Origin of the sequence: Glutamicibacter sp. FR1 (assembly GCF_047300825.1) — a bacterium.
Lineage (GTDB): Bacteria > Actinomycetota > Actinomycetes > Actinomycetales > Micrococcaceae > Glutamicibacter > Glutamicibacter nicotianae.
Map to the genome: position 1 here is coordinate 1,786,532 of NZ_CP178602.1, position 13,796 is coordinate 1,800,327.

General features: G+C 62.0%; 12 protein-coding genes. 3 read left to right on the top strand and 9 right to left on the bottom strand.

Features of this window, described 5'->3' with window-relative positions; translation table 11 throughout:
* The first annotated feature begins 72 nt into the window (after window positions 1-72).
* Window positions 73-1,923, top strand: coding sequence for a hypothetical protein (locus ACLQ8T_RS08665; protein ID WP_413454422.1), 1,851 nt, complete (start codon window positions 73-75; stop codon window positions 1,921-1,923).
* Window positions 1,924-2,013: 90 nt separating this feature from the next.
* Here the strand turns inward: ACLQ8T_RS08665 and glpK are convergent, their stop codons facing one another.
* Genes glpK through ACLQ8T_RS08680 form a run of 3 tightly spaced genes read right to left on the bottom strand, consistent with a single transcriptional unit; the run spans window position 2,014 to window position 6,019 of the window.
* The gene (gene glpK / locus ACLQ8T_RS08670) at window positions 2,014-3,534 is read right to left on the bottom strand and encodes a glycerol kinase GlpK (RefSeq protein ID WP_204722192.1); all 1,521 of its coding nucleotides are present in this window, start codon (window positions 3,532-3,534) and stop codon (window positions 2,014-2,016) included.
* Window positions 3,535-3,551: 17 nt separating this feature from the next.
* Window positions 3,552-4,280: an MIP/aquaporin family protein gene (locus ACLQ8T_RS08675; protein ID WP_413456399.1), complete on the bottom strand. Its 729-nt coding sequence runs from the start codon at window positions 4,278-4,280 to the stop codon at window positions 3,552-3,554.
* A 59-nt stretch (window positions 4,281-4,339) separates the two neighbouring features.
* Window positions 4,340-6,019, bottom strand: coding sequence for an FAD-dependent oxidoreductase (locus ACLQ8T_RS08680; RefSeq protein ID WP_413454423.1), 1,680 nt, complete (start codon window positions 6,017-6,019; stop codon window positions 4,340-4,342).
* Window positions 6,020-6,125: 106 nt separating this feature from the next.
* Here ACLQ8T_RS08680 and ACLQ8T_RS08685 point away from each other — a divergent pair, with 106 nt between their 5' ends.
* Window positions 6,126-7,133: a sugar-binding transcriptional regulator gene (locus tag ACLQ8T_RS08685; protein ID WP_204722194.1), complete on the top strand. Its 1,008-nt coding sequence runs from the start codon at window positions 6,126-6,128 to the stop codon at window positions 7,131-7,133.
* Between the two features lie 9 nt (window positions 7,134-7,142).
* Window positions 7,143-8,015, top strand: a complete 873-nt coding sequence (locus ACLQ8T_RS08690; RefSeq protein WP_413454424.1) for an alpha/beta fold hydrolase — start codon at window positions 7,143-7,145, stop codon at window positions 8,013-8,015.
* Here ACLQ8T_RS08690 and ACLQ8T_RS08695 read toward each other — a convergent pair.
* From ACLQ8T_RS08695 to mihF, 6 genes are all read right to left on the bottom strand, one after another.
* On the bottom strand, window positions 8,012-9,973 hold the full coding sequence (locus tag ACLQ8T_RS08695; RefSeq protein ID WP_413454425.1) for a primosomal protein PriA: 1,962 nt from the start codon (window positions 9,971-9,973) through the stop codon (window positions 8,012-8,014). The genes ACLQ8T_RS08690 and ACLQ8T_RS08695 overlap by 4 nt on opposite strands.
* Before the next feature lie 9 nt (window positions 9,974-9,982).
* On the bottom strand, window positions 9,983-11,188 hold the full coding sequence (gene metK, locus ACLQ8T_RS08700) for a methionine adenosyltransferase (protein WP_204722197.1): 1,206 nt from the start codon (window positions 11,186-11,188) through the stop codon (window positions 9,983-9,985).
* 76 nt (window positions 11,189-11,264) lie between these two features.
* A complete protein-coding gene (coaBC, locus tag ACLQ8T_RS08705) occupies window positions 11,265-12,491 on the bottom strand; it encodes a bifunctional phosphopantothenoylcysteine decarboxylase/phosphopantothenate--cysteine ligase CoaBC (RefSeq protein WP_413454426.1) in 1,227 nt (408 codons plus the stop codon).
* Window positions 12,492-12,586: 95 nt separating this feature from the next.
* Entirely contained in the window at window positions 12,587-12,847 is a 261-nt protein-coding gene (gene rpoZ, locus ACLQ8T_RS08710) for a DNA-directed RNA polymerase subunit omega (protein WP_038991115.1), read from the bottom strand.
* Window positions 12,848-12,855: 8 nt separating this feature from the next.
* Entirely contained in the window at window positions 12,856-13,422 is a 567-nt protein-coding gene (gene gmk, locus ACLQ8T_RS08715; RefSeq protein WP_038991117.1) for a guanylate kinase, read from the bottom strand.
* A gap of 3 nt (window positions 13,423-13,425) precedes the next feature.
* Window positions 13,426-13,761 carry an integration host factor, actinobacterial type gene (gene mihF / locus ACLQ8T_RS08720; RefSeq protein ID WP_013349055.1) on the bottom strand — a complete coding sequence of 112 codons (336 nt, stop codon included), beginning with the start codon at window positions 13,759-13,761 and terminating at the stop codon, window positions 13,426-13,428.
* Window positions 13,762-13,796 lie beyond the last annotated feature (35 nt).

The window sequence follows — 13,796 nt, forward strand, 5'->3', positions numbered from 1 at the left end:
CACGCTTGAGCGCTTATCCACATCCGGTCAAGGCGCCGCATCTAGCCGTTTGCAGTGTTCGATCATGGTGCCATGAGTACGCCGCATTTGATCGCCAGCATGCGCACCGCGTGTTCGGCAGCACTGCACTTCGGGCCCCAGCTGTCCGGGGCCGTGCTGCTGCGCCTTGGCTATCTGTGCCTGGCGCTGTTCACCGCCGTGGGCAAGGCCGTGCACCAAAGCGGCGATCCGCGCCTGGTCCTGGCGCAACTGCAGCTGGTCGAGCGGTTCTCGCAGCAGCTTCATCGCGACCAGCTCGCCGGAGCCCTTGATGCTCAAGCCAGCGGCGCGCACGCGCTGAGCCTGGAAAGCTACGCCGCACTGCGCCTGCCCGAAGATGATCCCCACGCCATCACCGATGACCTCTTTGCAGGTCCACCTCCTGTGGTCCAGGGACGCAGCTGCCATAAGAACGCGGAAGAGCTGCTGGCAGCCTGGCTGGGTATCGCCTACTTCGAAGCCCAACGGCGCATCGCCGACGCCCACCTGCTCATTGGCCGGCGCACACCCGATGGTAGCATCTGCGCACCGCGCTTCACCGAACTCGCCAAGCTCTATGACCAGGGCACCGCCAACCGCCGCGCCATCGCCAGCACGGCCCGCCGCTTGGAAAAGCTCGAGCCGCAGGACACCACTTTCGTGGGCACTGCTACCGAACTGGTGGCCCATGGGGACGATGGCCGCACCTTGGATGAATTTGCGGCGCAAACGCTGAAGGATCTGGGCCCCAGAGCGGCTCAGAAGAAGATCAATTCCGCCATCAAGACCTACAAGCAAACTCATGGAAAGCAGTTGCCACCCAAACTCGGATTCTTCCCCGGTCCGGTGGTAAACGGCGTGCACTTCTTCTCCCTGCGCACCAACGCAACCGACGCGCAGCTGATTCAGTCTGTATGCTCCCAGTCCGGCAATCCACGCACCGAAGCCGGCCGCGCTGATCGCCAGGCATCTCAAGAGCAGACCGAGGGCGCCGGTGAGGATATTGAGCAGAACGACGAAGCTGAAGCTGGCACACAACAAGATTCCAGCTCGGCCAACCAGGAGCCAGGCCCCGTACCGGAGTGGTTGCGCAGCGAGCAGCCCATGCCACCGTGGGCCGGAGAAGCATCAGAGGACGATGCCGACGAGCCCGACGGAGAAGAACACCCGCCCAATACTGAAGCGCACGATGATCCAGCCGCCGAACCTGATCAGCCCCTTCGCCGGCTGAACGCATTCATGGCGCTGCTGCGGGCCCCCTTTACCGGCGGCAAGCGAAAGGTCATCATCCCCAAGTGCGTTGTGTATCTGTGGCACGCTGACCTGCAGAACTTGGCCGATGCGCACGGAATGAGCGCCAACGGCGTGGACATCCCACCCGGAGAACTGCGCCAGCTGCTGGCACGGGCAAATATCATCCCGGTGGTCCTGGGCGGCAACAGCCAGGTGCTGGATATGGGCCGGCGCATGCGCTATCACCAAGGGCCCATCCGGGAAGCGATCCTGGCCCGGGATCGTGGCTGCATCGTGCCCGATTGCACTGCACCGCCAGATCAAGTTGAAATGGATCATTACCTCAAGGCCTGGTCTGATGGTGGAGAGACCAGCGTGTACTCCGGTGCGGGCATGTGCACCAAAGATCACCACAAGCGCCATGCCGGCCAGCTCAAGGTTCTCGATGTCGACGGACTTCCCCACGTGCTTTTGCCCGAACACCAGGACCCCGAACAGATTCCGCGGCGCAACGCCTACTGGGATGCGCGGCAGGCAGGCGAATCCCCCGCCCGCACTAACTCAGCTACGTGCGATTCTTCCAACGGCACCGCCCCTACCGGCGCTCCTAAAGCGCATTTCCCGGCGTCCGACGATGATAACGAGGATCCGCTGGCGTCTGACGGTGCCTGAATCCGACTCCGAGTTAAACCGCAAACGCTCGAACCACCATCACGGTGATTCGAGCGTTTGCGGTTTTCAGCGGATCAGGCCATCAGCGGCCTAGGCCTTGGTGTCTTCATCGACCCAGTCGAAGGTTCGGGTAACAGCCTTCTTCCACAGGCGCAGGCTGCGCTCACGCGTAGCCTCATCCATGGTTGGCTCCCAGCGCGTATCCTCGGACCAGTTCGCTTCCAGCTCGCCCAGATCCTTCCAGAAGCCAACGGCGAGACCTGCAGCATAGGCGGCACCCAGCGCGGTGGTCTCGGTGACCTTCGGACGGACCACTGGTACGCCTAGGATGTCGGCCTGGAACTGCATCAGCGCTTCATTGGCGACCATGCCGCCATCGACCTTCAGCTCGGTCAGTGGAACCTCAGCATCGGCGTTGACCGCATCCAGAACCTCACGGGTCTGGAAAGCCGTAGCCTCCAGGGCCGCACGAGCGATGTGGTTCTTGTTCGCAAATCGGGTCAGGCCCACGATCGCGCCGCGGGCATCCGAACGCCAGTACGGTGCGAACAGCCCGGAGAAAGCTGGAACGATGTACACGCCACCGTTGTCCTCGACCTTGGCTGCCAGCGCCTCGATCTCCGGAGCGCTTGAAATCATGCCGATGTTATCGCGCAACCACTGGACCAGGGATCCGGCCACAGCGATCGAGCCTTCCAAAGCGTAGACCGGTGCTTCGTCACCCAGCTTGTAGGCCATGGTGGTCAGCAGGCCGTTGGTCGAGTTCACGATCTCGGTGCCGGTGTTGAAGATCAGGAAGCAGCCGGTGCCGTAGGTGTTCTTCGCGGTACCTGCGGTGAATGCCGCCTGGCCGAAGGTTGCAGCCTGCTGGTCACCCAAGATGCCTGCAACAGGAACCTCGCGCAGCAGCTGGTTGGTGTGCACGGTTCCGTAGACCTCGGAGGAGGAACGGATTTCTGGCATCATCGAGCGCGGCACGCCGAAGTCTGCCAGGATCTTCTCGTCCCACTGCAGGGTCTTCAGGTCCATGAACAGGGTGCGGGAAGCATTGGTCACGTCGGTGACGTGCACGCCGCCGTCAACGCCACCGGTCAGGTTCCACAGAACCCAGCTGTCGGTGGTGCCGAAGAGCAAGTCTCCGGCTTCGGCACGTTCGCGGGCACCTTCGACATTGTCCAGGATCCACTTGATCTTGGTACCGGAGAAGTAGGTGGCCAGCGGCAGGCCCACGGTCTGCTTGTAGCGTTCAAGTCCTTCATCGCCAGCCAGCTCTTCGACGATGTCCTGGGTGCGGGTGTCCTGCCAGACAATGGCGTTGTAGACGGCCTCGCCGGTGTTCTTATCCCATACCACCGCGGTTTCGCGCTGGTTGGTGATGCCGACAACCTCAATGTCGTGACGGGTCAGATTGGCCTTGGACAGCGCCTGGCCGATCACTTCGCGTACATTGCTCCAGATTTCAGCTGGATCATGCTCGACCCATCCGGCGGCTGGGAAAATCTGCTCGTGTTCTTTCTGCCCTACCGAGTGGACCTCACCGGCATGGGTGAAGACGATCGCACGGGAACTGGTCGTTCCCTGGTCAATGGCAATAACGAATTTTTCACTCATGATTCACTACTCTCCTTCTAGAAGATTGCCGCGGCAAGCGCGCCGCCGAGGATACCGCCGATTGCTGGGCCAGCTAGTGGAACCCAGGAGTAAGCCCAGTCCGAACCGCCCTTGCCCTTGATTGGCAGCAACTGGTGCGCCAAGCGTGGGGCAAGGTCACGGAATGGGTTGATGGCGTAGCCGGTGGCTCCACCCAGGGACAGGCCGATGGCAACAACCAGCAATGCTACGGCCAGTGGGCCCAGCTGGTGCGGAGTCTTGCCCAGGCCAGCGATCACGAAGACCAAAATGAAGGTACCGAAGATCTCGGTGACCACGTTCCATCCGTAGGAGCGGATAGCCGGGCCGGTTGCGAAGACGCCCAGCTGGGTCCCGGCATTCTGCGGGTCATCAAGGTGCTTCTTGTAGGCCAGCCAGACGCCCACGGCACCAAGGAATGCGCCGATGAACTGCGCCAGGAAATACAGCAAGGTGTTGGCCAAGGTGATGGCAACTCCCGGAGCGTATTCGGTGACGTCGCTATTGACCATCAGGCCCAAGGTCACCGCAGGGTTCAGGTGCGCACCGGAAACACCGGCAACCCACACGCCGCAGTAAACAGCAAAGCCCCAGCCGAAGCTGATGGACAACCAGCCAGCGGCGCTACCTAATGTGCCTTTCAAGGCGACATTGGCGCAGACGCCGCCACCCATCAGCAATAGTACGAAGGTGCCGAGCATCTCGGCGAAAAACACGTGAGTGGACATCATTGACCTCTTAGGTGATTTCAACTGCCGGCAGCAATTTGCCGCCGGCCAAGAGCAGATTAATCCAGGAGAACTCCGTGGGCATCTGCAAGGACCGAGACAGAATGGTCGATCTCGGCTTGGATCTGGGACTTGTCCCAGCCCATCGGATCAGCGAGGCAGTTAGCGACCTCGATCACCAAATTCTTTGTTACCAGGCCACGGAAGGCCAGATTGGTGCGGCGGATGAAAACGTCGATCAAGCGGCCGACCTGCTCGTAGTTGGCCATGTAGGCCAATTCTTCGCAGCTCAGTTCCTTGGTGTGCTCCAGCAGGGTCTCGTTCTCGCCGATGGCCTCGAGCAGCGCGTCGGCGCCAGTTCCATAGCGTTCAAGCAAAATGCGCAGGCGTTCGCGTCCGGCACGGCTTTCACGTGCTGCGAACCAGGCGGCAACTTCGCCTTCGTTGCGAGGGAAGTTCTTGCCGCCGCCGATGGCCACCCCGGCGGTGGACTTCACTTCGCGGGCGCCCAGGAATTCCAGGGCCTTACCGCCCAGGTTTTCGCTCAGTGCGCGGAACGTGGTCCACTTGCCGCCGATCAGCGAAAGCATGGTGGTGGTGTCTGTCAGGCGGGTTTCCTTGATCTGGTAGTCACGGGACACGAACCCTGGAGCGGTATCGTCGTGGCTGGGGAGCGGGCGGACGCCGGAGAACTTGTAGACGATCTGCTCTTCGGTGGCCTTGATGCCCGGGAAGACGTGGTGCACCAAGTCGAAGAAGTACTCCACTTCCTCATCGGTGCATACCGCTGGTTCGTTCATGTCGTGCTCGAGGTCCGTGGTGCCTACCAGCACGCGGCCGAGCATCGGGTAAATCAGCACGATGCGGCCATCTTCATGTTCGAAGAAGATCTCGCGGCCGCCGGTAGCGGCAAGCAGTTCCGGGTGGTCCAGCACGATGTGCGATCCTTTGGTGCCGCCGGTCCACTTGGTTTCGCGTCCCAGATCCTTGTTGGTCATGTCGACCCATGCGCCGGTTGCGTTGATGATAACCTCGGCGTCGAAGTCGAATTCTTCGCCGGAGAGCACGTCGCGCAGCTTGGCGGTGCCTGATTCGACTCCGGTCAGCTCAACGTAGTTGCTGGCTCGTGCCTGGTCGTTGGCGTTCAGCCCTTCGCGCAGCACATCCAGGGTCAGTCGTTCGGGGTTGTGCACCGAAGCGTCGAAGTAGGTGGCGGTGTACTTCACGTCATCGCGCAGTTCCGGCAGATCTTCGCGGGCGGCTTTGCCGGCCTTGAAGTTGTGCCAAGGGGTGTTGCGTCCGCCGATGCCAGCGAACACGTCATACATGATCAGCCCGGCCTTGATCAACGCTGCGCCGCGTTCGGTTGGCTTGCCGGACTTGTGGGTCAGGAAGCGCATCGGTGCGCTGAGGATGCCCGAGAAAGTGGAGAAGATCGGGATGGTGGTCTGCAGCGGCTTCACATAGTGCGGAGCGATTTCCAGCAGCGAGTTTCGCTCCTGAACGGATTCATGAACCAGACGGAACTCGCCGTTTTCGAGGTAGCGGATGCCACCATGGATCATGTGTGAGCTGGCGCCCGAAGCGCCCTGGCAGTAGTCGCCCCGCTCGATTAGCGCCACATCAATCCCCTGCATGGCAAGGTAACGGAAGGTTGCAACTCCGTTGATGCCACCGCCAACAACCAGAACCTTCGCCTGCGGACGTTCACGCAGTTTGGCTAGCTGTTCCCGAATCACGATTTGTGCCCCTTATGTAACTAATGAATAAGTCTGAAGCTAGTCTTGTTACTAAACGGCAAATCGGTCAAACAAAATGCACAAACGTGCAGAAGTGGTCTGAATCATGATGAAATCTTCATACGGCGGCACATATAAGCGGGGGCTGGCTGACACATCCGTGCAGAGCACCCCGAAAGCCAAGGACGCGCTGCGCGCCGCACAGCTGTACTACCTGCAGGATATGAAGATGGAAGTGATCGCCAAGGAGCTGCGAACATCGCGTTCCACGGTCTCCCGCCTGCTATCCCATGCCAAACGCACCGGCATGGTTTCCATCAGTATCTCCCCCAGCGCGAACATGTCCGCGCTGCTGGGAAACCAGCTCTCCGAGCACTACGGCGTCAGCTTCAACGTGGTGCCCACCGACGGGAATATGGATGATTCCGAATTGCTCGCCCGGGTCGCCGCGCACGCGGCCTACCTGCTGGGCGGCATGGTTTCCTCATCGATGACCGTGGGCGTTGCATGGGGCTCGACCATGCAGGCTGTGTCCATGGCGTTGGGCTCGCACCCAACCCACGACACGCAGATCGTGCAGCTGAACGGTGCGGCGAACCCGGTAACCAGCGGCGTGCGCTATGCCAACGACATCCTCACCCGCTTCGGCCAAGCATTTACCGCCCGCACCGAGCAGTTCCCGGTTCCTGCCTTCTTCGACCGCGCCTCCACCCGTGAAGCCATGTGGCAGGAAACCTCCATCCGCCGCGTGCTGCAAGTGCAGAAGGAAATGAACCTCGCGGTCTTCTCCCTGGGATCGGCCGGCTCCGCGGTGGCTTCCCAGGTGTACCGCGGCGGTTACCTGACGAGGGCCGAAACGCAGGAATTGCACGAAATCGGCGTGGTCGGCGATGTGGCCACCGTGTTCTTCGACAAGGACGGGAACAGCTCCAATATTTCGCTGAACGCCCGTTCCACGGGCCCCAACCTCGAAGCCCTGCTCAAAGTGCCGACACGTTTTTGCGTGGTCGCCGGACGGGGCAAGCTGCAAGCCGTGCGCGGTGCGCTTAAAGGCGGGTTGATTACCGATCTGGTGATCGATGAAGGTACCGCACTGGCACTGCTGGACGGGTAGGGTTAAACCATGGCCCCACGAGAACAACTAGTGACCACCCACCATCTGAACGGTGCTGAAATTCGGGTCTACACCCACCTGGCCCAACAGCCCTCTCGCGGAGTGATCTACGCGGTGCACGGATTCCGCGGAGACCACCATGGACTGGCGCGCATCTCTTCGCACCTAGCGCACTACACGGTGATCGTTCCCGACCTGCCAGGATTTGGCTCGTCCACCTCCATGGCGGACCTGGAACACGACGTGAACGGCTACGCGGCCGTGCTCGCGCAGCTCGCCCAGGAACTGCAGCTGGATTCCTCGGTGCACCTGCTGGGGCATTCTTTCGGCTCGATCGTAGCGGCCAAGCTGGCAACCACGCGCAGCTTCGCTTCGCTGATCTTGCTCAACCCGATCTCCGAGCTGGCCTTGGAATCAGACCAGGCGCTGCTGGCCAAGCTCACCAGTGGATACTACGAGGTATGCGCCAAGCTGCCAGCACGTATCGGCGAACCACTGCTGCGCTCGAAGCTGTTCAGCGACGCCATGAGCCTGGTGATGACCAAGAGCAAGGATCCTTCGACGCGCGTCTATGTGCGCGATCAGCACCGCGCCTACTTTGGCGGTTTCGATTCCCGTGCCACCCTGGCCCAGGCCTATCGTGCCTCGATCAGCGCTACTGTCGGGGACTACGCCCCGCAGCTCGACTTGCCCACGCTCATGGTCGGCGGAATGCAAGATGAACTGGGCACCCCGCAAACCCAGGAGGCCTTGCGGGCCCGCTTCGCCGATGCGCACCTGGTGATGCTGGAGAATGTAGGGCACCTGATTCATTACGAGAAGGCACCGCAAACCGCCGACGCGATCGAGAACTTCCTGCAGAAGCTGGCTGCCAGCTCCTAGAGCGCGTCGTCCGGATCGATGGCGATATTCACGACCGGGTCCTTGGCTGCCGACATGCTCGCGCGCAGTTGGCGCAGGGCCTTGGTTACTGCCGGTCCGTCGGCGTAGGAGAAGAACAGCACGTACCGGTGCTGCGCTGGCGGCCCGTCAATGACCGTGGGACCGTGTACTTGCACGCGCTGGCGGGTTTCGGGATCCAAGTTGGCGATGAGCCGTTCGGCTCCCAGCCCGGAAATGACCGCGCTGCGTACCGCCGGGGGCAAACCCACCTCCCGGCGTTCGGCCAATTCGCGTTCGGCAAAGGATGCCGGGTCGTAGCGTACCAGCGCGGCGCCGGCAGGACTTGGATTTCCGGTCAGCACCACTACCCCGCTGGAGCGGGCCATGGAGGCGGCGGTGAACCAGCGGGCGATGACTTCTTCGGCGTTGCGTAGCGAATCGTGGGCCAGCATCTTGTCGGCGTCAAGCAGCAGCACGGCGGCGTATCCGGATTCAGCAAAGGGTTCGACCCCTGGTGTTGCGACCACTAGAGCCGGTTTATCAGGGATTTTCTCCACCGGTTTAGCTCCGGTTGATGAAATAACGCTGACTTTGGGGAATGCTAGGCCAAGTTCTTCGGCCGTGCGATCGGCTCCGATGCTTGCGGCGCGGATCCGTGAAGAAGAGCAGTTCACGCAACGGTAGTCGTGGTACTGTTCGCCGCACCAGCGGCAGGCCACATGCGAACCTTTGCCTGCGATATGCAGCGGCCCTTGGCACAGCGTGCAACGGGCCAAAGTGCGGCAATCCTGACAGGCCAATGCGGGCATGAATCCGGTGCGCGCCACCTGGACGAGCACCGGGCCGGTTTCCAATGCCTTGGTGGCTTCGCGCCAGGCCAAGGAGGGAATGCGGGCGCGGGCCAGCACCGGGTCGCGTTCAAGTTCGAAATCATTGGTGGTGGCCACGATACGTGCAGTTTGGGCACGCAAGATATCGCGTGGGACCTTCAGCTCGGTGGCCCAGCCGGTGGAAACCAAGCGCTGGGCTTCAACCGAGCGCGATGGCGAAGCGATGAGCAGCGAAATGCCGGCCAGGGTGCTGCGCAGCAACGCGACCTCGCGGCTGTGCTGGTAGGGGGCGCGCTGTTCGCGGTGCGACTGGTCGGCATCCTGCCAGAGAATGATCAGTTCCAGGTCCGGCACGTGGCACAGGGCTGCGGAGCGGGTGCCGATCACGATCTGCACATGCCCGCCGATGGCACGCAGGAAATTGCGGTAGCGCGGGGTCGGTCCGTCATCGGCTTGCAACTGCGCGTAGGAGTCAGCCCCGAAGTGCTGGTCCAGATAGCTGCCCAGCAGCAGCAGATCGCGCTTGTCGGGCACCAGCAGCAGTACGCGCTTGCCACGCTGCAGCACCGGTCGGGCCGCGTCCATCAAGAAGCCAGGCCACGCTCCGTAGAAGTTCGGCGCCCAGGTAGCTACCGCGCGGAAGCTGCGCCCATCGGCCCAGGCCTGCAGCGCTTCTGGCCCGTGCTCGTAATGCTCCAGCTGGTTCGGTGCCTCGGGAAGTACCGGGCTGATGGTAGCCAGCTCTTCTTTTTCAACCTTGGCGGCGCGGGCGGGCACGGCTAGACGCACCACATCCCACAGGGTCCCGGAGTAGCGCGTGGCGATTGCTTGGGCTGCTTCAACAATTTGCGGATACAACGCCACCTGGGTGCTGACCAGCGTTGCCAGCGGGCGAAGCTTCATTTCCGGCGCATAGTCTTCAAGTACTTCCACGATGAACCCGGAGAGCTGCTGCGGGCCAAAAGGCACTTTCACGCGCACCCCGGCCACGGCGTCTTGGGTCATCGAGGGCGGGATCTCGTAGTCGAAGAAGCGGTCCAGATGCGGGACCGAAGAATCAATCAGCACCCGAGCAACCCGCTTGAGACGGGCCGGTTCGGGTGCTGAAATCAGGGCATCTTGCTGCACTGAATGATCCTAGGCGTTGAACCAGCTGCGCAGGGCGTCGACGCGGTCCAGCTTCTCCCAGGTGAAGTCGTTGTCCTCGCGGCCGAAATGGCCGTGGGCAGCGGTCTTGCGGTAGATCGGGCGCTTGAGGTCCAGGTCCTCGATGATGCCCAGCGGACGCAGGTCGAACACCTCGTTGATGGCCTTGGTGATCTTCGCCGGGTCAACGGTCTCGGTGCCGAAGGTCTCCACGTAAAGGCCGACCGGACGGGCAACTCCGATCGCGTAGGCCACCTGGACCTCGGCACGGCGGGCCAGGCCGGCGGCGACCACATTCTTGGCCACCCAGCGCATGGCGTAGGCTGCGGAGCGGTCGACCTTCGATGGATCCTTGCCGGAGAACGCGCCGCCGCCGTGGCGAGCGAATCCACCGTAGGTGTCCACGATGATCTTGCGTCCGGTCAACCCGGCATCGCCGACGGGGCCGCCGATGATGAACGGGCCCGAAGGATTCAGGATGATCTTCGTGTTCGAGGTATCCAGGCCCGAACGCTCCAGGATCGGTGTGACGACCTCTTCGTGCAGGTCCGCCTTCAGCGTGGCCAGCTCGTATTCGGCGGCGTGCTGGCTGGAGACGACCACGGTGTCCACGGAGACCGGTTTGTCGCCGTCGTAGCCGATGGTGACCTGGGTCTTGCCGTCCGGGCGCAACAGCGGCATGCGGCCGTTCTTGCGCACCTGGGTCAGGCGTTCGGACAGGCGGTGGGCCAGGAAGATCGGGGTCGGCATCAGCGAGTCGGTCTCATCCGAGGCGTAGCCGAACATCAGGCCTTGGTCGCCGGCGCCCTGCAAGTCGCGGGGATCCTTGGCGGTGCCTTCGCGGGACTCCAGCGAGTTGAAGACCCCGTCGTGGATTTCCTGGGACTGCTGGCCGATGGACACGGACACGCCGCAGCGCGCCCCGTCGAAGCCGTTGGCCGAGGAATCGTAGCCGATGTCCAGGATGGTCTTGCGGACGATCTCGGGGATCTCCACATAGCCATTGGTGGTCACCTCGCCGGCCACGTGCACCAGGCCGGTGGTGGTCAGCGTCTCGACGGCGACCTTCGAGTCCGGATCCTGGGCCAGCATGGCGTCGAGGATCGCGTCCGAGATCTGGTCGCAGATCTTGTCGGGGTGGCCCTCGGTCACGGATTCCGAGGTGAAAAGACGAAGTTCAGGGGTTGTTGAAGTCACCGTATAACTCTATCTGGTCTCTGGGACCGGTAAGCAGAACTAGGACATTTCGTGAACAAGCACCATATGGCGCGGCTCACCTTGTTACAGCTGCATGACTTTTTGTGGCATTCGAAATCTGCTCGATGACCACGCGGGCCACCTCCAGCTTGCTGCCCGAGGCTTTCACCGGCTCGGCGTGATCGGCGAAGAGCACGTGGATGCTATTGGTTTCCTGCCCGAAGGTCAGCGTCGCACCCACCTCATTGACCACGAGCATTTCGCAGCCCTTGCGCTCCAGCTTGGCCTGCCCGTACTCGAGCACGCTGCCCTGCTCGTCGCCGGTCTCGGCGGCAAAGCCGACGATGAACTCCGGCAGGTCCGGGTTCTGACTGCGGGCGGAAACCAGTTCGGCGAGGATATCCGGGTTGCGCACCAGCTCGATAACCGGTGCCGAATGCTCGTCGCGCTTCTTGATCTTCGAGTTCTCGATGCGTGCCGGACGGAAATCGGCGACGGCCGCGTTCATGATCAGCACGTCCTGGCCCGGAGCGTTTTCGAAGACCGCCTCGCGCAGCTCCAGCGCGCTTGAAGCATGCACCAGCTTCACGCCATGCGGCGCGGGAACTTCCAGATGGGTGGCGATCAGCGTGACCTCGGCCCCGGCATCACGGGCGGCCTGCGCCAGCGCGACACCCTGGCGGCCCGAGGAGCGGTTGCCCAAGAAGCGCACCGGGTCCAGCGGTTCACGGGTGCCCCCGGCCGTGATCAGGACCTTGGAACCAGCGAGCACCGGCTCGGAGAGCAGGTCCTGTACTGCGGCAAAGATCTCATCTGGTTCCGGAAGCCGGCCCGGTCCCGAATCCTTTCCGGTAAGCCGCCCCGATGCAGGTTCGATCACCCGCACGCCGCGATCGCGCAGGGTCTGCACGTTCGCGACGGTGGCCGGGTGCTGCCACATTTCGGTGTGCATGGCCGGGGCCACCACAACCGGAGCCCGGGTGGCAAGCAAGGTGCCGGTGAGCAGGTCGTCGGCCATCCCTGCGGCGGCCTTGGCCAGCACATCGGCTGTAGCCGGAACAATCAATACCAGATCGGCCTGCTGGCCGAGACGCACGTGGTTGACGGTATCGACCGCTTCGAATACATTCGAGGTCACCGGATTTCCGGACAGGGCCTCCCAGGTGGCATTGCCCACGAAGTTCGCGACGTTCTGGGTGGGGATCACATCGACATGGTGGCCGGCTTCGCGCAGCAAGCGCAGCAGGAGCACGGACTTGTAGGCGGCGATGCCAGCTGAAACGCCTAGGACAATTCGCTTCACGAAGTACTTCCTCGAGGATTCGGTGCGGTGATGAGGTGCGTGGAAAAGGGGCTTAACGAAAAAGAAGGCGCCCGCTGGGGGCGCCGACTTTCCGATTAGTCCTCGATGGCCTCGGCCGGAGTGACCTTCAGCAGGCTGTCATCCAGCTCGCGCAAGGCTATGGTCAGGGGCTTCTCGTTCAGCTTGGTTTCCACCAGCGGGCCGACGTACTCGAACAGGCCTTCGTTGAGCTGCGCGTAGTAGGCGTTGATCTGGCGTGCGCGCTTGGCCGAGTTCAGCACAATGGCGTACTTCGAGTCGTTGGTCTCAAGCAACGAGTCGATCGATGGGTTGATGATTCCCTCTGGGTTGGACACAGGACTCCCTATTTGTCGTTCTTTAGCCCCATGAGGGCTACAAGCTCTTCGGCGGCACGTGCTACATCGTCGTTGACGATGGTCACGTCGAATTCTGATTCCGCTGCAAGTTCTAGTTTAGCGGTTTCCAGGCGGCGCTGCTGTTCCTCGGCCGTTTCAGTGCCGCGTCCCACAAGCCGGCGCACCAATTCGTCCCACGATGGCGGGGCGAGGAAGACGAATTTTGCCTCGGGCATCGACTCCTTGACCTGGCGCGCACCCTGCAGATCGATTTCCAGCAGGACCTTCTTGCCCTGTGCCACTGCATTTTCAACCGTGGAGCGAATCGTGCCGTAGCTGTTCTGGCCATGGACGACAGCCCATTCCAGCATCTGGCCTTCCTCAACCAGGGTTTGGAAGCGCTCGGGGCCCACGAAGAAGTAGTGGACTCCATCCTGCTCCCCCGGCCGGGCGTTGCGGGTCGTTGCCGACACCGAGAGCCAGACATCTGGATAGTTATCGCGGATGTAGGTAGAGACGGTGCCCTTGCCTACTGCCGTGGGGCCGGCTAGAACAGTTACCGACGCTGCGGTCATTGACTACACTTTCGTTTTTGGCGGGCTTTGCTTGAAGTGCTCGGTGATTGCGGTGCGCTGCTTGCGTCCCAGTCCGCGCAGACGGCGGGATGGGGAAATGCCAAGTCGCTCCAGCAAGTTTGCCGCGCGTACTTCACCTACGCCCGGTACCGATTCCAGAAGGTCCATGACACGCATGCGTCCCACGGCTTCATCTTCGTATACCAAGTCTAGTACCTCGGTGATGGAAATTTTTCCGGCACTGAACTCCGCCTTGATTTCTGCACGACGAGTGCGTGCGGCGAGTGCTTTGGCGCGGGCCCGGATACGATCTTCGTCAGAGAGTTCTCGCAGTACCATCGTTCAGCCATCCTTCAGTTGTAGTGGACTAAGGC

Coding starts and splice junctions, on each gene's coding strand:
- ACLQ8T_RS08665 (WP_413454422.1), top strand. CDS start 73: ATGAGTACGCCGCATTTGATCGCCAGCATGCGCACCGCGTGTTCGGCA.
- glpK (WP_204722192.1), bottom strand. CDS start 3,534: ATGAGTGAAAAATTCGTTATTGCCATTGACCAGGGAACGACCAGTTCC.
- ACLQ8T_RS08675 (WP_413456399.1), bottom strand. CDS start 4,280: ATGTCCACTCACGTGTTTTTCGCCGAGATGCTCGGCACCTTCGTACTA.
- ACLQ8T_RS08685 (WP_204722194.1), top strand. CDS start 6,126: ATGATGAAATCTTCATACGGCGGCACATATAAGCGGGGGCTGGCTGAC.
- ACLQ8T_RS08690 (WP_413454424.1), top strand. CDS start 7,143: ATGGCCCCACGAGAACAACTAGTGACCACCCACCATCTGAACGGTGCT.
- gmk (WP_038991117.1), bottom strand. CDS start 13,422: ATGACCGCAGCGTCGGTAACTGTTCTAGCCGGCCCCACGGCAGTAGGC.
- mihF (WP_013349055.1), bottom strand. CDS start 13,761: ATGGTACTGCGAGAACTCTCTGACGAAGATCGTATCCGGGCCCGCGCC.